The 17,040-nt window shown below is 63.0% G+C and carries 17 protein-coding genes and 1 pseudogene; 5 read left to right on the forward strand and 13 right to left on the reverse strand.

Translation table 11 applies throughout. The features are described 5' to 3' along the window. Positions 1 to 53: 53 nt before the first annotated feature. The 10 genes and pseudogenes from JFV30_RS20875 to JFV30_RS20920 form a co-directional block, all read right to left on the reverse strand. On the reverse strand, positions 54 to 641 hold the full coding sequence (locus JFV30_RS20875) for a nucleotidyltransferase family protein (protein ID WP_201125079.1): 588 nt from the start codon (positions 639 to 641) through the stop codon (positions 54 to 56). Beyond that, the gene (locus JFV30_RS20880) at positions 638 to 1,624 is read right to left on the reverse strand and encodes an XdhC family protein (RefSeq protein ID WP_201125080.1); all 987 of its coding nucleotides are present in this window, start codon (positions 1,622 to 1,624) and stop codon (positions 638 to 640) included. Before JFV30_RS20880 ends, JFV30_RS20875 begins: the two co-directional genes overlap by 4 nt. A 125-nt stretch (positions 1,625 to 1,749) precedes the next feature. Next, positions 1,750 to 2,769 carry a UDP-N-acetylmuramate dehydrogenase gene (gene murB, locus JFV30_RS20885; RefSeq protein WP_201125081.1) on the reverse strand — a complete coding sequence of 340 codons (1,020 nt, stop codon included), beginning with the start codon at positions 2,767 to 2,769 and terminating at the stop codon, positions 1,750 to 1,752. Then, complete coding sequence (locus tag JFV30_RS20890; RefSeq protein ID WP_010165863.1) at positions 2,766 to 3,230, reverse strand: low molecular weight protein-tyrosine-phosphatase; 465 nt, start codon at positions 3,228 to 3,230, stop codon at positions 2,766 to 2,768. The genes murB and JFV30_RS20890 overlap by 4 nt, the downstream gene beginning before the upstream one ends. Then, positions 3,230 to 3,994 carry a 3-deoxy-manno-octulosonate cytidylyltransferase gene (gene kdsB, locus JFV30_RS20895; protein ID WP_201125082.1) on the reverse strand — a complete coding sequence of 255 codons (765 nt, stop codon included), beginning with the start codon at positions 3,992 to 3,994 and terminating at the stop codon, positions 3,230 to 3,232. The genes JFV30_RS20890 and kdsB overlap by 1 nt, the downstream gene beginning before the upstream one ends. Next, positions 3,991 to 4,176, reverse strand: a complete 186-nt coding sequence (locus JFV30_RS20900) for a Trm112 family protein (protein WP_003174668.1) — start codon at positions 4,174 to 4,176, stop codon at positions 3,991 to 3,993. Before JFV30_RS20900 ends, kdsB begins: the two co-directional genes overlap by 4 nt. Before the next feature lie 24 nt (positions 4,177 to 4,200). After that, a pseudogene (gene lpxK / locus JFV30_RS20905) lies at positions 4,201 to 5,210 on the reverse strand (tetraacyldisaccharide 4'-kinase). Further along, the gene (locus JFV30_RS20910) at positions 5,210 to 5,638 is read right to left on the reverse strand and encodes an ExbD/TolR family protein (RefSeq protein WP_004371361.1); all 429 of its coding nucleotides are present in this window, start codon (positions 5,636 to 5,638) and stop codon (positions 5,210 to 5,212) included. The pseudogene lpxK and the gene JFV30_RS20910 overlap by 1 nt, the downstream one beginning before the upstream one ends. Further along, positions 5,635 to 6,270 (reverse strand): MotA/TolQ/ExbB proton channel family protein, encoded by a 636-nt coding sequence (locus tag JFV30_RS20915; RefSeq protein WP_010165826.1) that lies wholly within the window; start codon positions 6,268 to 6,270, stop codon positions 5,635 to 5,637. The genes JFV30_RS20910 and JFV30_RS20915 overlap by 4 nt, the downstream gene beginning before the upstream one ends. A gap of 31 nt (positions 6,271 to 6,301) precedes the next feature. Then, positions 6,302 to 8,593, reverse strand: coding sequence for a DNA internalization-related competence protein ComEC/Rec2 (locus JFV30_RS20920; RefSeq protein ID WP_201126225.1), 2,292 nt, complete (start codon positions 8,591 to 8,593; stop codon positions 6,302 to 6,304). A 147-nt stretch (positions 8,594 to 8,740) separates the two neighbouring features. Between JFV30_RS20920 and JFV30_RS20925 the strand changes: the two genes are divergently transcribed. Further along, the gene (locus JFV30_RS20925; RefSeq protein WP_169386021.1) at positions 8,741 to 9,256 is read left to right on the forward strand and encodes a DUF2062 domain-containing protein; all 516 of its coding nucleotides are present in this window, start codon (positions 8,741 to 8,743) and stop codon (positions 9,254 to 9,256) included. Between the two features lie 3 nt (positions 9,257 to 9,259). On the opposite strand, the gene JFV30_RS20930 is transcribed toward JFV30_RS20925, so the two are convergent. Both JFV30_RS20930 and JFV30_RS20935 read right to left on the reverse strand, forming a co-directional pair. Further along, positions 9,260 to 10,630 carry a HAMP domain-containing sensor histidine kinase gene (locus tag JFV30_RS20930; protein ID WP_201125083.1) on the reverse strand — a complete coding sequence of 457 codons (1,371 nt, stop codon included), beginning with the start codon at positions 10,628 to 10,630 and terminating at the stop codon, positions 9,260 to 9,262. Next, positions 10,617 to 11,345 carry a response regulator transcription factor gene (locus JFV30_RS20935; protein ID WP_201125084.1) on the reverse strand — a complete coding sequence of 243 codons (729 nt, stop codon included), beginning with the start codon at positions 11,343 to 11,345 and terminating at the stop codon, positions 10,617 to 10,619. Before JFV30_RS20935 ends, JFV30_RS20930 begins: the two co-directional genes overlap by 14 nt. 205 nt (positions 11,346 to 11,550) lie before the next feature. Here JFV30_RS20935 and JFV30_RS20940 point away from each other — a divergent pair, with 205 nt between their 5' ends. The 4 genes from JFV30_RS20940 to JFV30_RS20955 all read left to right on the forward strand — a co-directional run bounded on the left by JFV30_RS20940 (position 11,551) and on the right by JFV30_RS20955 (position 16,362). Further along, a complete protein-coding gene (locus tag JFV30_RS20940) occupies positions 11,551 to 14,304 on the forward strand; it encodes a response regulator (RefSeq protein WP_201125085.1) in 2,754 nt (917 codons plus the stop codon). A gap of 155 nt (positions 14,305 to 14,459) precedes the next feature. Then, positions 14,460 to 15,449, forward strand: coding sequence for a 2-hydroxyacid dehydrogenase (locus JFV30_RS20945; RefSeq protein ID WP_010165819.1), 990 nt, complete (start codon positions 14,460 to 14,462; stop codon positions 15,447 to 15,449). A 71-nt stretch (positions 15,450 to 15,520) separates the two neighbouring features. After that, positions 15,521 to 15,961, forward strand: coding sequence for a hypothetical protein (locus JFV30_RS20950; protein WP_010165817.1), 441 nt, complete (start codon positions 15,521 to 15,523; stop codon positions 15,959 to 15,961). Next, positions 15,958 to 16,362, forward strand: coding sequence for an META domain-containing protein (locus tag JFV30_RS20955; RefSeq protein WP_010165815.1), 405 nt, complete (start codon positions 15,958 to 15,960; stop codon positions 16,360 to 16,362). The genes JFV30_RS20950 and JFV30_RS20955 overlap by 4 nt, the downstream gene beginning before the upstream one ends. Positions 16,363 to 16,490: 128 nt before the next feature. Here JFV30_RS20955 and JFV30_RS20960 read toward each other — a convergent pair whose 3' ends face one another. Next, positions 16,491 to 16,952, reverse strand: coding sequence for a TlpA disulfide reductase family protein (locus tag JFV30_RS20960; protein WP_010165813.1), 462 nt, complete (start codon positions 16,950 to 16,952; stop codon positions 16,491 to 16,493). Between the last annotated feature and the right edge of the window lie 88 nt (positions 16,953 to 17,040).

Consider the following 17,040-nt stretch of genomic DNA (forward strand, 5'->3'; position numbering starts at 1 on the left):
TAAAAAGCCCCGCCTGAGTGATCAGGCGGGGCTTTTTTATGTCTGCCTATCAGCTAGCGATAGCTCAGCAAAGCCGGCACGTCCACATCCCACAACACACCGGGATCATCTACCGCCACTTCCTTTAGCGACGCATGGGCAAACAGTGGCTTTGCTCCACGATCACCCGTCAGCGCCATTAACGCCGGGCCGAACGAACGGCCAAACCCTACGGGATGCCCGTACTGGCCTGCGTGCACCGGCACACTGATATCGTCTTCTTCAAGGCCTGCCATCACCTGCTCGATATTCGTGGACAGGATGAACGGCATATCTCCCAGCACCACCAACCAGCCAGCAGACGGCCCGCTGGCCGCCACCGCCGCGGCGATGCTGTCGCCCATGCCCGGCGAGCGCAAAAGCAGCACTTCGCAACGGTGCACTTTTGCCAGCCGGATGACCTCCGTGCGATCCGGCGACGTCACCAGCCAACGCCTGCTAACCGTCGGCGGCAAATTCACCAGCACCTGTTCGATCACCGGCCGCGTGATGCCATCCCGGCCCACGCAAGGCGCCAGCAACTTGTCCTGATCCGCGCCCGCCTCGGCCCGAAAACGACTGCCCTGCCCCGCCGCCAGGATGATCGCGGTGACGCCCGTCAACTGACTGCTGCCTGCAACGGCTTTTTCTGCAACAGATCAATCCCGTTCTTGATGGCGACGATTTCTGCCATCAACGACAAGGCGATCTCCGCCGGTGTATGGCTGCCGATATGCAGACCGATAGGGCCATGCAACCGCGCAATGGCCTCCGCACTCAACCCCAGCGCCGCAAGGTTCTCCCGGCGTTTCTGGCTGTTGACCCGCGAACCCAGGGCGCCAATATAGAACGCCTTGGAATTGAGGGCCGTCAGCAGCGCCATGTCATCCAGGCGCGGGTCATGGGTGAGCGCGACGATGGCGGTGCGTTCATCGGTCTGGATATTCAGCACCGCTTCATCCGGCATGCCCGGCACAAAGCGCCCGTGCTGCTCTTCCCAGCCATAGACAAACTCCTGGCGCGGGTCGCAGATCAGCACTTCGAAATCCAGCAACCGCGCCATTTCCGCCACATAACGTGACAGCTGGCCTGCGCCGATCAGCAGCAGGCGCCAGCGCGGGCCATAAATCGCCCGCAATCGGTCACCGTTGAAGGTGACCGTATCGGTCTTGCTCGCACCGCTCAGCACCACCTCACCGGTGGCCAAGTCCAACTCGCGGGCGACAATCTCGTGCGCCTCGCAACGCGCCAGCAGTTCAGCGACCCAACCCGGATCGCCCACCCGCTCCTCCGTCAGGCGCAAGGTGCCGCCACAGGGCAGGCCAAACCTTGCGGCCTCATCGCGGGTGACGCCATAGGTCACGAGCTGTACTGGCGGCCCGTCATCAGGCAACCGGCCATCCTGCAAACGGGCGATCAAGTCGTCCTCAATACACCCGCCCGACACCGAGCCAATCACCACCCCATCGCCACGCAAGGCCAACATGGCCCCCGGTGGGCGCGGCGCGCTGCCCCACGTCTGGACCACGCTGTACAGCACCACCCGCTGCCCGGCGCGGCGCCATTCCAGCACGCTGCGCAATACATTCAGATCGACACTGTCCATCAGGCGTTCGCCTCCTGCCAATCTTCCATGAGCTGATAAAAATATGGGTAGTCAGCTAAGTTAACTCAGCGGAAATAAAAAAGCCCTGCAATGCAGGGCTTGGTGCGTCAAAAAACAAGCTTAGTTCAATAGCGATTGGGCTCCATTTCCAGCACAACCTTGAAACGCTTTTCGATGTCCTGCTGGATACGTAGCGCCAGGCCGGCAATGTCCTGGCCGGTGGCCGCGCCGTAGTTCACCAGCACCAGTGCCTGCAAGCGATGCACACCGGCGTCTCCCTCGCGAAAGCCCTTCCAGCCAGCCTTGTCGATCAGCCAGCCGGCAGCCAGTTTCATCTGCCCGTCGGCCTGGGGGTAAGCCACCAGGTCCGGGTATTGAAGCTGCAGCTCGGCGGCCAGCGCCTGGGACACCAGCGGGTTCTTGAAGAAGCTGCCAGCATTGCCGAGCACCGCCGGGTCCGGGAGTTTCTCGCTTCGAATACTGCAAATGGCCCGGCTGACGTCGCTGGGGGTGGCCTGCGTAATGCCTTGCTCGGTCAGGCGCTGTTGCACCGGCCCGTACTCAAGCTTCAGGTGCACGGCGCGACTCAAGGCAAAGCGCACCCTAAGGATCAGCCAGCGGCCGGTTTCGTGCTTGAACAGGCTGTCGCGGTAGGCAAAGTTGCACTCGGCCAGGCTGAAATCCCGCAGCTCGCCGGTCTGGCGGTCGAGGGCGGTCAGGCCGGCGAACACGTCCTTGATCTCCACCCCGTAAGCGCCGATGTTCTGCATCGGTGCAGCGCCCACCGTGCCCGGAATGAGGCTGAGGTTTTCCAGGCCGGAAAAACCCTGGGCCAACGTCCACAGTACAAAGGGATGCCAGGCCTCGCCGGCTTCGGCTTCGACCACGACGTGCACGCCATCATCCTGCACTATCCGAATGCCGTGGCTGGCCATGCGCAGCACCAGCGCGTCGATGTCCTGGGTCAACAGCAAATTGCTGCCACCACCAATCACCAGCAATGGCAGCTGTTCCCCGGCGGCGTAGGCCAACGCCTCACGCACGTCCGCGTCGTTGTGAGCCTCGGCAAACAGCCGGGCACGCACGTCGATGCCAAAGCTGTTGAACGGCTTGAGGGAAACCTGTGCCTGCACCTGCAACGTCATAACCGGCCCTTCAATTCAATCACCAACAAGTCACAGGCGCGCTCGATCAGGTCGAGGACAGTTTCGAAGCCCTGGTCGCCTTCGTAGTAAGGGTCCGGCACCTCATCCACCACCGAGTCGTAACGGCGCAGGAACAGGTCCAGGTCCGCCTTGCCCTGGGCCGGCTGCATGGCCTTGAGGTTGCGCAGGTTGCTCTGGTCCATGGCCAGGATCAGGTCGTAGCGGGAAAAGTCCGCACGCGACACCTGCTGTGCACGCTGGGCCGACAAGTCGTAGCCACGCTGCAGCGCCGCTCGCTGGCTGCGCTTGTCCGGCGGGTTGCCGACGTGCCATTCACCAGTGCCGGCCGAAGCCACTTCAACCTGATCAGCCAGGCCGGCTTCACGCAGTTTGTGGCGCAACACGCCTTCTGCCGTGGGCGAACGGCAGATATTGCCCAGGCAGACGAACAGAACCTGCATCAGGCCCCCAGCAGGCGACGGACGCGCTCAAGGTCTTCAGGGGTGTCGACACCGGCCGGTGGCGCTTCCAGGGCATCGCCCACGTGAATGCGCACGCCGTGCCACAGGGCCCGCAGTTGTTCCAGGGATTCGGTGTTTTCCAGCCAGCACGGCCCCCAGCTGACGAAGTCATGCAGGAAACCGGCGCGGTAGGCGTAAATGCCGATGTGGCGGCGGTAAGGCACGCCAGCCGGCAGCACGTCCGGCTGTTTGGCGAATGCATCCCGCGCCCACGGCAAGGTGGAACGGCTGAAGGTCAGCGCCAGGCCATTGATGTCGCTGACCACTTTCACCACGTTGGGGTTGAACAGGGTCTCGATGTCTTCAATCGGCTCGGCCAGGGTCGCCATACGGGCTTCGCCATGGGCTGCCAGGTTGGCTGCGACCTGATCGATCACGCAGGGCGGAATCAACGGCTCGTCGCCTTGCACGTTGACCACGATGGCGTCGGCTGCCAGCCCCAGCTTGGTGGCCACTTCGGCCAGGCGGTCGGTGCCGGAATTGTGGTCTTCACGGGTCAGCACCGCTTCGGCGCCAAAGCGTTTGCAGGCCTCGATGATGCGCGGATCATCGGTGGCCACCACCACCCGCTCGGCGCTGCTTTTGCAGGCCTGTTCCCACACCAGCTGGATCATCGGCTTGTCGCCGATCAGCTGCAGCGGTTTGCCGTGCAGGCGGGTGGAGGCGTAGCGGGACGGGATGACAACGGTGAAGGCGGTGGTCATTTATCCAGGCGCTCGTCGGTGGTCAGGGTACGGGCTTCGCTTTCGAGCATTACCGGAATGCCATCACGGATCGGGTAAGCCAGGCCGGCGCCCTTGCTGATCAGCTCGGTTTTGTCGGCGCTGAGCTTGAGCGGGCCTTTGCAGATCGGGCAAGCAAGGATATCGAGCAGTTTGGTGTCCATGAGTGTGTCCTGGAGAGCAGCGTTTTAAGGCAAAAGGCGGGCGGGCAGCAAGCGCATCAACTGCGTGTCGAACCAGGCGACAAACGCCGGTGACGGTGCCGCGTCCACCGCAAGGTACCACCAGTCGGGCCTGGCAAAGGCGCGGCACTTCACCGCGTCCTTTTCAGTCATGACCAACGGCAGTGCCGGTGTGAAATTCAAGACCTCGGCGCTGTAGGGCGCGTGGTCGGCAAAAGCATGGGGTATTGGGCGCCAGTGTAGCGTTTCAAGGGTGTTGAAGAAACGTTGCGGGTTACCGATGCCGGCCACCGCATGCACCTGCTGCCCCACAGGGAAGTGATCCACGGGTTTGCGCTCCCCGGTGTGCAGGTTGACCAGCGTGGTGGGCAGCAGACGGAAGGCAAAGCCATCCTCGCGGTCAGCGCCTGCGCCGTTGTAAAGCAGCGCATCGACGCTCTGCAAACGCTCGGCCGGCTCGCGCAACGGGCCCGCCGGCAGGCAACGGCGATTGCCGAGCCCACGGGCGGCGTCAATCAACACCAGCTCCAGGTCACGGGCAAGGCGGTAATGTTGCAGGCCATCGTCGGAAAGAATCAGGTCCAGGGTTTCGCTGGCCAGCAGCGCTTTTACGGCGCGGCTGCGGTCGGGGTCGATCATCAGCGGTACGCCGCTGCGTTGTACGATCAACAGCGGTTCATCCCCCGCCACCGCAGCGGTATCACTGGCTTCAACGCGCCATGGAAATTGTGGCGGTTTTGCGCCATAACCCCGGCTGACCACGCCGACGCGCAAGCCGCTGCGCTGGCAATGGTCGATCAGCCAAAGAATCAGGGGGTCTTGCCGGTGCCACCGACGGTGATATTGCCGACGACCACAACCGGCACCGGCGACTGATAGATCTCGCCCTCGCCCGCCAGGAACCGCGCACGTTTGCGCTGCACCACACCGCGATAGAGGGATTCCAGCGGCTGCAGCAACGCCAGCGCCGGATGGCCTTCGTACCAGGCCTTGAGCAAACGATCGGAGATGGCCATCAGGGTTGGCTCGCCGCCTCAACGGTGGTCATGCGCAAATGGCTGAAGCCGAGCTTGCCGGCAGCGTCCATCGCAGTGATCACGGCCTGGTGCTTGGTGTTGCCATCGGCACTGATGGAAAGTGGCAGGTTAGTATCGCCACCCGACTCTTTCTGCAGTGCCTCCATCAGGCTGGCCAGATCGTTTTTCTCCAGCAACTGGTTATTCACCGAGAACACGCCGTCGGCACTGATGGCGATGTCCAGTTGCTTGGCCTGTTGGTCTTCCGCCGGCGAGCCGCTGACGGCTTCCGGCAGGTCGACCCGCAGCTGGGTTTCCCGGGTAAAGGTGGTGGTGACGACAAAAAACAGCAGCAGGATAAACACGACGTCGATCAATGACGCCAGGTTGATATCAACGTTTTCCCGTTGCTTGCGGCGAAATTTCACGCGTTGCCCTCAACCAGGTCCACATCACGGTCGCCCTGCACTACCTCCACCAGCTTGATGGCTTCCTGTTCCATGCCCACCACCAACTCGTCGATGCGCCGTTGCAGGAACCGGTGGAAGAACACCGAAGGAATACCGACCATCAGGCCCGCCGCCGTGGTGATCAGGGCCTTGGAAATACCACCGGCCAGCACTGCGGCGTTGGTGGTCATGCCCGACCCCATGAAGGAGCTGAAAATATCGATCATGCCCAGCACCGTGCCGAGCAGACCGAGCAACGGTGCCATGGCGGCGATGGTGCCCAGGGCATTGATATAGCGCTCCAGCTCATGGATGACCCGGGCGGCGGCCTCTTCAATGCATTCCTTCATGATCTCGCGACCATGCTTGGAGTTGGCAAGGCCGGCGGCGAGGATTTCACCCAGGGGCGAGTTGGCCCGCAGCTCCTTGAGTTTTGCCTTGTCGAGCTGCTTGTTCTTGATCCAGCCCCAGACCTGGCCCAGCAGGTGGTCAGGTGTTACACGGCTGGCACGCAGGGTCCACAGGCGTTCGGCGATGATGCCGAGTGCGGCGATGGAACTCAAAATGATCGGCAACATCATCCAGCCGCCGGATTTGACCAATTCCCACACAGTGAATGTCCCCTCGAAAAAGTGCGCCACTTTACCATAAGGGTCCGGTGGAAGGGCTGGCCTGCCCCAGCGCATCCTGTCGCAGGGGCCGGTCTTTGGTAACGCTGTTTTGCGGCGGGTGTTCACGCCAGAAACGCCGCTGGCTGCGCGCGGCCACGGGCGGCTGGAAAGAGCCCAGTTGCAGGCGAAGCGCGCCTTGTTCGGCACTGTCGTAAATCGCAGCGCCCACCGCCTGGTAACGCTCCAGCACTTGAGGATGGGGGTGGCCAAAGGCATTGCTGCGGCCCCGGGAAATCAAAACGGCCTTGGGCGCAAGCCGCTGTAGAAATGGCCCCGACGACGAACTGCGGCTGCCATGGTGGGGCGCCTGCAACCAATCGACAGGGGCGCCCAAAGGCGTGGCCAGTAACGCCAGCTCGGCTTCACGGTCAATATCCCCGGTCAGCAACAACCGCTCGCCATTGGCCTGCACCCGCAACACACAGGACATCTGGTTACCGTCCGTCGCATCAGGCCATTGCCACAATTCGAACGTCACGCCATCCCATTCCCATTGCTCGCCGCTGACACACGCTTGAGTACCGAGCGCCGCCGGTAGCCGCTCGGTCTCACCGCCCACCACACGCTTGATCGGCAGCCCCTGGGCGACAGCCAACGCACCACCGGCATGATCGGCGTCGGCGTGACTGAGCAGCATCAGGTCCAGCCCGGTGACACCCAACTTGCGCAACGCGGGCAGCACGACACGAGCGCCGAGATCGAACTCGCCGGACCGTGGCCCGGCGTCATACAGCAGCACGTGGTTGCGGGTACGCAGGATGATCGACAACCCTTGGCCGACATCCAGTTGCACCACCTCGACCCGCCCGTGAGGTACCGATTCCCGAGGTGGAAACACCGCCAGCAGCAACATCGGCCAGCCCAACAGTCGAAACGGAACGCCCTTGGGCAGCAATAACAGCACTGCCCCCAACACGCTTACCAGCCATAACCCCACTGGCACTTGGGCCGGGAGCCAGGCCGGCACGTACTGCGCCAGCAGCGCCAGGGCGTTGAACAGCCAATCCAGCGTGCCGCCCGCCAGCCACAACAAACCCTCACCTATATAAGGCAGCGGCAATAACGCCGTCCCCAGCAGCGCCAGGGGCAATACCACCAGGCTGATCCACGGCACCGCCACCAGATTGGCCAGCGGCCCGCTCAGGCTGATGGGCAGGCCGAGCACCAGCAGCAGCGGAAACAGACCGATGGCAATCAACCATTGGGCACGGGTCCAGGCCTGCCAGGCACTCCAGGGGCCCAGTCGACCGCTGAACGCCAGGATCAGCACCGCGACGGCCGCAAAAGACAGCCAGAATCCCGGTTGCAGGCTCGCCAGCGGTTCGAGGACCAGCACTGTGTTCAGCGCCAAGAGCAGCGGCCACCAGATCCCCAGGTGGCGAAACCTCAGCCGCCACAGCAGGACCAATCCCACCATCACGCAAGCCCTTTGCACCGGCACCTCGAAGCCCGCCAGCAAGCCGTAGCCCAGCGCAGCAGCGAACGCCAGCCCGCAGGCCCAGGGCAGCCACGGCAAGGGTTTCGGCCAACACCCGTAGCGCGCCAGACCGGCGACCAGGCCATAGATCAACCCCGCCAGCAGGCCGATATGCTGGCCGGAAATCACCAATAGATGCACGGTGCCGGTGTCTTGCAGAACCCGCCAATCCTCGGCGGACAAGCCTGAACCATCCCCAAGCACCAACGCTGCCAGGCCCGCCTCTCGCCCCTGGGCATCCACCGCCAGCAGCCGCTGGCGAATCCCGTCGCGCCAGGCATGTCGCGCAGGCGCCAGCCGCTGGCCATCCTTGACCGAGCCGGTGGCGCCGATCCGCTGGGCCAGCAACCAGGCTTCATAGTCAAAGCCCTCGGTATTGAGCAAGCCGGAAGGACGCTTGAGGGTGACGGCCAGCCGCCAGCGCTCGCCGCTCTGAACCGGCGGCCCGCCGCGCCACGACACCCGAATACGCTTGGGCAGCAGGTCCTTGCGTGACCGGCTGTCGGTCAGTTCGAAGCGCACACCGTCAGCCGTCTGCTGTGGTAGCGCAGTAACACGCCCTTCCAGCCAACGGGTCTGGCCATCCAGACGCGGCCCCAGCCGGTCATCCAGTGCCCACTGCGCACTGAGGCACGCCCAGCCCAACCCGAGCAGGAAAAACGCCAGCGGATAGGTGCGAAAAGGCAACAGCATCAGGGCCAGCACCGGTATCAACAGCAACCAGCCGCTGGACGGCAACGCGGGTAAAAAGCGCAAGGCGAGCAGCCCCAACGCCAGTGCGAACATCCCTGTTCTCATGGATCTTTCCTTGAAAGCGACCCAATGAGTCTTAGCCGGGCTACCGATGCGGCCTATTATTATTTGTCACAAAGTCTGAATTTCCCGTTCGTTGAATGCGGGCATACTTGCCCCTCGAACTGACCTGGACCCCTTATGCCACGGCGCTTATTCAAACGGTACATGCCCGATCCGACCAGCATTCGGGAACACAAGTCCTTACGCTTTCTCGGCAAATTGCTGCATGACCCGAACCTCTGGCACCTCAATCGGCATTCGGTCGCGCGGGCCATGGCGGTGGGCCTGTTCGCGGCATTTATCCCTATTCCCTTGCAGATGCTGCTGGCCGCGGTCCTCGCCATCAGCGTGCGCGGCAACATGCCGATTGCCGTCAGCCTGGTCTGGCTGACCAACCCGCTGACCATGCCACCGGTATTCTTCTGCACCTACATGACCGGCGCCTGGCTGATGAACGTGCCACCCCGCAGCCTGCCCGATGAGTTGACCTGGGAATGGATCAGCGGGCAGTTGTCGACGCTCTGGCAACCCTTCCTGCTGGGCTCGGTGGTATTGGGGCTGGTGATGGCGGCGCTGGGTTATTGCCTGACCATGGGCTACTGGCGCTGGTGGGTGGCCCGCCAGTGGAAACGACGCAAACAGCGCAGGCTGTAGGCGTCAGCGGGCGAGCAAGCGCATATGCACGCGCAATCCCTGCCCGGTATTTTCCGCCCACAGGCTGCCGTCCTGACGCTGCACCGCGTTGCGCGCAATGCTCAAGCCCAGGCCAAACCCGCCGTCACCGGGACGCGAGCCGTCCAGCCGGATGAACGGCGCAAAGATCCGCTCCAGCTCCAACTCGTCAATCCCGCCACCCTGGTCCTCCAGCCACAAGTGCCAGTCATCGCCCTCGCGTTCGCCCCCCAACTGCACTGTGCCGTTTTGCGGGGAATGCCGGATAGCATTGCGCAGGATATTTTCCAGGGCCTGGGCCAGCAGGTTCAGATGGCCGCGTACCCAGCAGTCAGCACCAAGCTCGCACTGCAAGCGTGACGGCGACCAGCCACTTTCAAAACAGGCGTTTTCCCGAAGCATGTCCCATAGCGCCTGCACCTGGATGTCTTCCTTGGGCAGCGGCGCGCGTTCAGTGTCGAGCCACGCCAGTTGAAGGGTGTCTTCTACCAGCCGCTGCATGCCGTCGATTTCCCTTCCCAGGCGCTCGCGCAGTTGGGTCAGGTCCTGCTCGCTGTCGCTGGCCACGCGCAAGCGACTCAACGGCGTGCGCAACTCGTGGGACAGATCCCGCAGCAGTTGCTGCTGGAGCGCCACGGTGCCTTGCAGGCGTTCAGACATCTGGTCAAACGCGCGACCCAACTCCCCCAGTTCATCCTGGCGGCTGGTGGTGTCGCGGGAAAGCCGGGTACTCAGCTGATCAGCGCGCCAGGCATTGGCCTGCTCGCGCAGGTGGTTGAGGGGCATGATCAACAACCGGTAAAGGCCGATGCACAGCAACAGGGTGAACAGCCCGGGAATCACGCCATTGGTCACGATTCGCCAGAACAACTGGTGTTGTCCGGGCATGAACCGGCGCGGTAATTCGATCACCAGGGACCCCGCACCCGGGTCGAGCGGGAACGGGATTTTCAACCATGGCAGGCCCTTGGCATGCCGGCTGACGGGCCAGTCCAGGCCACGCAGGAAGGTCAGGCGCTGGCTTTCCTTGTCCGTCAGCGGGTAGCTGCTCAGGGATTGCAGATCGTTGCCAATGACACCCACCCACGTACGCTCGCGCTGGCCCATGGTGTGCAGCCACTCGTCTACACCGGCGTTGCCGCCCTGGTTCCAGGCCAGCTCCGCGCCGGCCGCATAACCGCTCAGGGTGGCGCGGGCCTCGCTGGACAGAAAGGCATTCTGCTCTTCCATGTACCGGCCCCAGGACCAACTGAGCCAGATCATCAGCAAGCAGAAGGCAATCAGCAGGCAGGCCAGTTTCCAGAATAACGAGTGCTTGCCCGGCAGCCGTTTGAGCATGGCCTTAAAGCCCGTCATCGTGACCACTCAGCACATAGCCCTTGCCCCACACCGTGCGTACTTCCCGCTCGCTGTAGCCGATGGCCTTGAGCTTGCGACGTATCTGGCTGATGTGCATGTCCAGGCTGCGGTCATGGGGCGCGTAGCCACGCTGAAATACGTGCTGGTAAAGGAAGGCTTTGCTGAGGACTTCCTCACTGTTGCGGTGCAGGGTTTCCAGCAGGCGATATTCGCTGCGGGTCAGCCCGGCCCATTGGTCCCGGTAAAAGACGTCAAACAGCTCATCATCGAAACGCAGGCTGCGGGCATCGCCGCGTACCGCCGCCAGCGCTGGCAGTGGCCGCCGGTCCAGGGCGACCCGGCGCAGGATCGCCTCGATGCGCACCCGCAACTCGGCCATGCTGAACGGCTTGGGCAGGTAATCATCCGCCCCCAGGCGAAAGCCGCTGATGCGGTCGGCTTCGGCGCCCAGGGCTGACATCAGGATCACCGGGATCGAATGGCTCCGGCGCAAATGCGTGAGCACGGACAGGCCGTCCATGCCCGGCAACAGGATGTCCATCAACACCACGTCGAAGCTCTGATCACGGGCCATTTGCAGGCCCTGCTGGCCATTCTGGCACCAGGTCACCCGAAAGCCACAGCGGCCCAGTTGTTCATGGACATAGGCGCCAAGCACAGGATCATCTTCAATCGCCAGGATACTGGGTAAGCCAACTGCTGCGGGATTCATTAGCGTCTGCAAGTCATTCTCAATGACTGATTATTCAAGATTGGCCCCCCATGAGCAACCGCCGCCGGGCGCCCGATGGTCCAAGGTTTGCTTCAGGTCATTAATTTGCAAGATTCCACGCCGCGCAAATGGCTACACTGCGCAGGTGGCGCGGGCCGGATGCCTGCGCGGAATTTCGACAACAGTGTGGTAGCAGGAGAGTGGCGTGCTTAGAAGAATGGGGATAAAAGGCCGCGTACTGTTGCTGACCTTATTGCCTACCAGCCTGATGGCGTTACTGCTGGGCGGGTATTTCACCTGGATGCAACTGTCGGAGCTGCAGTCGCAGTTGCTGCAACGTGGCGAGATGATCGCCGAGCAACTGGCGCCGCTGGTGGCCCCGGCCCTGAGTACTAAAAACACCGATCTGCTGGAACGCATCGCCACCCAGTCCCTGGAGCAAACCGACGTGCGCGCCGTGTCGTTCCTCGGGCCCGACCGCACGCCACTGGCCCATGCCGGCCCGACCATGCTCAATCAGCCGCCCATCGGCAACAGTTCGCACCTGTTGCAGCGCACCGGCAATGACGCGACGCGTTACCTGCTGCCGGTGTTCGGTCGCCATCGCAACCTCGCCGGTGACCTGATCCCCGACGAGTCCGACCGCCTGCTGGGCTGGGTCGAGCTGGAGCTTTCCCACAACGGCATGTTGCTGCGCGGCTACCGCAGCCTGTTCGCCAGCCTGCTGCTGATCGCCATCGGGCTGATTTGCACTGCGGCGCTGGCGTTGCGTATCAGCCGTACGATCAACGCACCGATCGGCCTGATCAAGCAGGCCGTGGCACAGCTCAAGGACGGCAACCTGGAAACCCGCTTGCCGCCCCTGGGCAGCCAGGAACTGGATCACCTGGCCTCGGGCATCAACCGCATGGCCGAGACCCTGCAAAACGCCCAGGAAGAATTGCAACACAGCATCGACCAGGCCACCGAAGACGTTCGGCAAAACCTGGAAACCATCGAAATCCAGAACATCGAGCTGGACCTGGCCCGCAAGGAAGCGCTTGAGGCCAGCCGCATCAAGTCGGAGTTCCTGGCCAACATGAGCCATGAGATCCGCACACCGCTGAACGGCATCCTCGGTTTTACCCACCTGTTGCAGAAAAGCGAACTGTCGCCCCGTCAGCTGGATTACCTGGGCACCATCGAAAAGTCCGCCGACAACCTGCTGGGCATCATCAACGAAATCCTCGATTTCTCGAAAATCGAGGCCGGCAAGCTGGTGCTCGACAGCATCCCGTTCAACCTGCGGGACCTGCTGCAAGACACCCTGACCATCCTCGCCCCGGCCGCCCATGCCAAACAGCTGGAGCTGGTGAGCCTGGTCTACCGTGACACGCCGTTGTCGCTGGTGGGCGACCCGCTGCGGCTCAAGCAGATCCTCACGAACCTGGTGAGCAACGCGATCAAGTTCACCCGCGAAGGCACCATCGTTGCCCGCGCCATGCTGGAAGACGAACAGGAAGACAGCGTGCAACTGCGCATCAGCGTGCAGGACACCGGCATCGGCCTGTCGAACCAGGACGTGCGGGCGCTGTTCCAGGCATTCAGCCAGGCGGACAATTCGCTGTCGCGGCAACCTGGCGGCACCGGCCTGGGGCTGGTGATTTCCAAGCGCCTGATCGAGCAGATGGGCGGCGAGATTGGCGTCGACAGCACGCCGGGGGAAGGCTCGGAATTCTGGATCAGCCTGAACCTGCCAAAGACCCGTGACGACATCGAAGACCTGCCCTCCGCGCCGCTGCTGGGCCGCCGTGTGGCCGTGCTGGAAAACCACGAACTCGCGCGCCAGGCCCTGCAACACCAGTTGGAAGATTGCGGCCTGGAAGTCACGCCGTTCAACAGCCTGGAGAGCCTGACCAACGGCATCACCAGCGCCCACCAGACCGAACAGGCCATCGACCTCGCGGTACTGGGCATTACCGCCAACGACATTCCGCCGGAGCGTTTGAACCAACATCTGTGGGACCTCGAACACCTGGGCTGCAAGGTGCTGGTGTTGTGCCCCACCACCGAACAGCTGCTGTTCAACCCGTCGGTGCCCAACCCCAACAGCCAGTTGCAGGCCAAACCTGCCTGCACACGCAAACTGCGCCGTGCCCTGGCCGACCTGATCAGCCCGCGCCCGTTGCGCAGCGAACCCGGCGAGCCGTTGTCCAGTCGCGCGCCGCGGGTGCTGTGTGTCGATGACAACCCGGCCAACCTGCTGCTGGTGCAAACCCTGCTGGAAGACATGGGCGCCAAGGTCCAGGCGGTGGAAAGCGGCTACTCGGCCATCGAAGCGGTGAAACAGGAAGCCTTCGACCTGGTGTTGATGGACGTGCAAATGCCCGGCATGGACGGTCGCCAGAGCACCGAGGCGATTCGCACCTGGGAAAGTGAACGCCACGGCACACCGCTGCCCATCGTCGCGCTGACCGCCCATGCCATGGCCAACGAAAAACGTGCGTTGTTGCAAAGCGGCATGGATGACTACCTGACCAAACCCATCAGCGAACGGCAACTGGCCCAAGTGGTGTTGAAATGGACCGGGCTGGCCCTGCGCAATCAAGGCCCGGAACGCGGCGCCGAGAGTTTCGGGCAGGCCACGCAATTGCCAGTACTGGACCACGAAGAAGGTTTGCGCCTGGCGGCCGGCAAGGCGGATCTGGCGGCGGACATGCTGGCGATGCTGCTGGCTTCGCTGGAGGCCGACCGGGAAGCCATTCGTATCGCCCGCGACGCCAACGACCGCAACGCCCTGATCGAGCGGGTTCACCGCCTGCACGGCGCCACCCGGTATTGCGGCGTGCCACAACTGCGCGCGGCCTGCCAACGGGCCGAGACCCTGCTCAAACAGGACGACGCCAAAGCCATGCCGGCCCTGGATGAACTGGACATGGCGATTGCCCGGCTGGCCAGCGAGGCGCGGGTCAGCGCGTAAGTCTCACACAGCAAAGAGGCTTTCCTGTGGCGAGGGGGCTTGTCCCCCGTTGGGCTGCGTAGCGGCCCCCAAAAAGCGGGAGCGCTACGCACTCCAACGGGGGACAAGCCCCCTCGCCACAAAATCAGCTTTCCATCATCAAGAAGGAATATTTGATGCGCATCATCCTCTTCAGCAGCCAGACCTACGACCGCGAGAGCTTTCTCGCCCAACCGTTGCCCGAAGGTCTGCAACTGCAATTCCAACCGGCCCGGCTGAACCTCGACACCGTGGCCCTGGCCGAACACCACGAAGTGGTCTGCGCCTTTATCAATGACGACCTCAGCGCCCCGGTGCTGGAGCAACTGGCCAACGGCGGCACGCGCCTGATCGCCCTGCGCTCGGCCGGCTACAACCATGTCGACCTGGCCGCCGCCAAGCGCCTGGGCCTGACCATCGTGCGGGTGCCGGCCTACTCGCCCCATGCGGTGGCCGAACATGCGGTCGCGCTGATCCTGGCCCTCAACCGTCGTCTGCACCGCGCCTACAACCGCACCCGCGACGGCGACTTCAGCCTGCATGGCCTGACCGGTTTCGACTTGGTGGGCAAGACGGTCGGCGTGGTGGGTACCGGGCAGATCGGCGCCACGTTCGCCAAGATCATGGCCGGGTTCGGCTGCCAGTTGCTGGCGTACGACCCCTACCCCAACCCGCAGGTCGAGGCCCTCGGTGCGCGCTATGTGAGCCTGCCGCAGCTGCTCGGCGAGTCACAGATCATCAGCCTGCACTGCCCGCTGACGGCGGACAGCAAACATTTGATCAACGCCCAAAGCCTGGCCCATATGCAGCCCGGCGCAATGCTGATCAACACCGGGCGCGGCGGTTTGGTGGACACTCCGGCGCTGATCGACGCGCTCAAGGACGGCCAACTCGGCTATTTGGGGCTGGATGTGTACGAAGAAGAGGCCCAGCTGTTTTTCGAAGACCGCTCGGACTTGCCCCTGCAAGACGACGTACTGGCACGCCTGCTGACCTTCCCCAACGTGATCATCACCGCGCACCAGGCCTTCCTGACCCGCGAGGCGCTGGGAGCGATTGCCGGCACCACCCTGGCCAACATCGCGGCGTGGGCTGATGGGCAGGCGCAAAACCTCGTCGAAGGATGATCAGCGGTCACATAGCCGCGCCATGATGGGTCGCGGCCCGTGATAGGATGCCGCGCCTATTTGGAGGATCCATGGCCGAACACGATTTCCGCTTCAGCTTGCTGAGCCCGCAACACACCCTGATCGAATGCCGCGCCCTGGTGCCGGGCCGTTATCAGGTCACCGGCAACGGTGGCTCGATCAAGCACGGCGACGTTCTGATCGTCACCCTGCGCGGCAGTAAAACCCTGTCGATGCGCCTCACCGTCGAAGGCGATGCGCGCTACTCCATCCGCCCGGCGGGCCAGTGGGTCGCCATGGCCCAGGGGCCGAAATTCGGCGAGCTGGAGATTCACACCTGGAAGGTCAACTGCGACAGCTGCGACAACGTTCTGGAGTTTGAATTCGCGGTGGAAACCAAGCTGACCAAGGAGCCGCTGCAACCGGCCGCCACTGCACGGGTTACCGAGCTGGGCTGGGCCACGATGGGTGACAAGCACCGCTGCCCGAAATGCCAGCAGGCCGCGCAATGAAAGCCGTGCTGATGCTGGCCGTGCTGGGTGCAGGCCTTGCGGGCTGCGCCAGCGATGAGGTCAAGCTCAAGCAGGATCACAGCTACGTGGTGGAATGGATCGGTGAGCGGCCGCTGATGGATTACGCGCACTTGACCGTGACCCTCGGCGCCGATGGCCGGGCTTACGGCAACGGCGGCTGCAACCACTGGTTCGCGCCCTACACCCTGGACGGCGACAAGCTGAGCTTCGGCAAGGTCGGCAGCACCCGCAAACTCTGCGCCGAGGCGTTGATGGAGCAGGAACACCGTTTCTTCCAGGCCCTGCAGGGCGTACAGCGCTGGGACATCTCGCCGATCGAACAGACCCGTTTCTGGCCGGCGGACGGCAAACCGCTGCGGTTGTGGCTGGAAGAAGGCTGATCAAGCACGATCTTTAAGGCAAAACAGATCCAAATGTGGGAGCGGGCTTGCTCGCGAAGGCGGTGTGACAGTCACCAGATACATCGACTGATCCACCGCATTCGCGAGCAAGCCCGCTCCCACATTTTTTAACCGCGCAGCGCCTTGAGCTTGGCCAACACACCTTCCGCCGTCTGCTCACCCATCAGTTGCTCGCGCACCTTGCCCTTGTCATCGATGATGTAGGTCACCGGCAAGGCTTCGCTGCGAGGGATGTCGAAGATTTCGTCCGGGTTCTGCGCCAGTACGGTGAACTTGATGCCCAGTTTCTCGCTGGCGCTTTTGAGCTCTTCACCCTGGGCGTTGTCGAAGTTCACGCCGAACACCCCCACCGACTGGCCCTTGAGCTGTTCGGCCAAGGCGTTGAGTTCAGGGATTTCGGTACGGCACGGGCCACACCACTCGGCCCAGTAGTTAACCACCAGCCATTGCTTGTCCAGGCGCTCGGCGGCCACTTTCTGACCGTATTGGTCAACGCCATAATCATTGCCACAGCCGCTGAGCAGCAGTGTGCCGATGATTGCCAATGCGCCTAACAGTCGCCTCGTCATGGGGTAATCCTTCGTAAAAATGAACGTTGGCTGCGGCCTATCGCCTCTCATGGTTTAAGGACGTGGCGCAGCGCGGGTAGAATACCCG

The sequence above is a fragment of the Pseudomonas sp. TH32 genome (assembly GCF_016650855.1).
In the GTDB taxonomy this organism is placed as follows: Bacteria; Pseudomonadota; Gammaproteobacteria; order Pseudomonadales; family Pseudomonadaceae; genus Aquipseudomonas.

What these genes read in the sequence shown, in the direction of transcription:
- JFV30_RS20880 (WP_201125080.1), bottom strand. Translation starts at nt 1,624, where the DNA reads ATGGACAGTGTCGATCTGAATGTATTGCGCAGCGTGCTGGAATGGCGC.
- murB (WP_201125081.1), bottom strand. Translation starts at nt 2,769, where the DNA reads ATGACGTTGCAGGTGCAGGCACAGGTTTCCCTCAAGCCGTTCAACAGC.
- JFV30_RS20890 (WP_010165863.1), bottom strand. Translation starts at nt 3,230, where the DNA reads ATGCAGGTTCTGTTCGTCTGCCTGGGCAATATCTGCCGTTCGCCCACG.
- kdsB (WP_201125082.1), bottom strand. Translation starts at nt 3,994, where the DNA reads ATGACCACCGCCTTCACCGTTGTCATCCCGTCCCGCTACGCCTCCACC.
- JFV30_RS20900 (WP_003174668.1), bottom strand. Translation starts at nt 4,176, where the DNA reads ATGGACACCAAACTGCTCGATATCCTTGCTTGCCCGATCTGCAAAGGC.
- JFV30_RS20920 (WP_201126225.1), bottom strand. Translation starts at nt 8,593, where the DNA reads ATGTTCGCACTGGCGTTGGGGCTGCTCGCCTTGCGCTTTTTACCCGCG.
- JFV30_RS20925 (WP_169386021.1), top strand. Translation starts at nt 8,741, where the DNA reads ATGCCACGGCGCTTATTCAAACGGTACATGCCCGATCCGACCAGCATT.
- JFV30_RS20930 (WP_201125083.1), bottom strand. Translation starts at nt 10,630, where the DNA reads ATGACGGGCTTTAAGGCCATGCTCAAACGGCTGCCGGGCAAGCACTCG.
- JFV30_RS20935 (WP_201125084.1), bottom strand. Translation starts at nt 11,345, where the DNA reads ATGAATCCCGCAGCAGTTGGCTTACCCAGTATCCTGGCGATTGAAGAT.
- JFV30_RS20945 (WP_010165819.1), top strand. Translation starts at nt 14,460, where the DNA reads ATGCGCATCATCCTCTTCAGCAGCCAGACCTACGACCGCGAGAGCTTT.
- JFV30_RS20950 (WP_010165817.1), top strand. Translation starts at nt 15,521, where the DNA reads ATGGCCGAACACGATTTCCGCTTCAGCTTGCTGAGCCCGCAACACACC.
- JFV30_RS20955 (WP_010165815.1), top strand. Translation starts at nt 15,958, where the DNA reads ATGAAAGCCGTGCTGATGCTGGCCGTGCTGGGTGCAGGCCTTGCGGGC.
- JFV30_RS20960 (WP_010165813.1), bottom strand. Translation starts at nt 16,952, where the DNA reads ATGACGAGGCGACTGTTAGGCGCATTGGCAATCATCGGCACACTGCTG.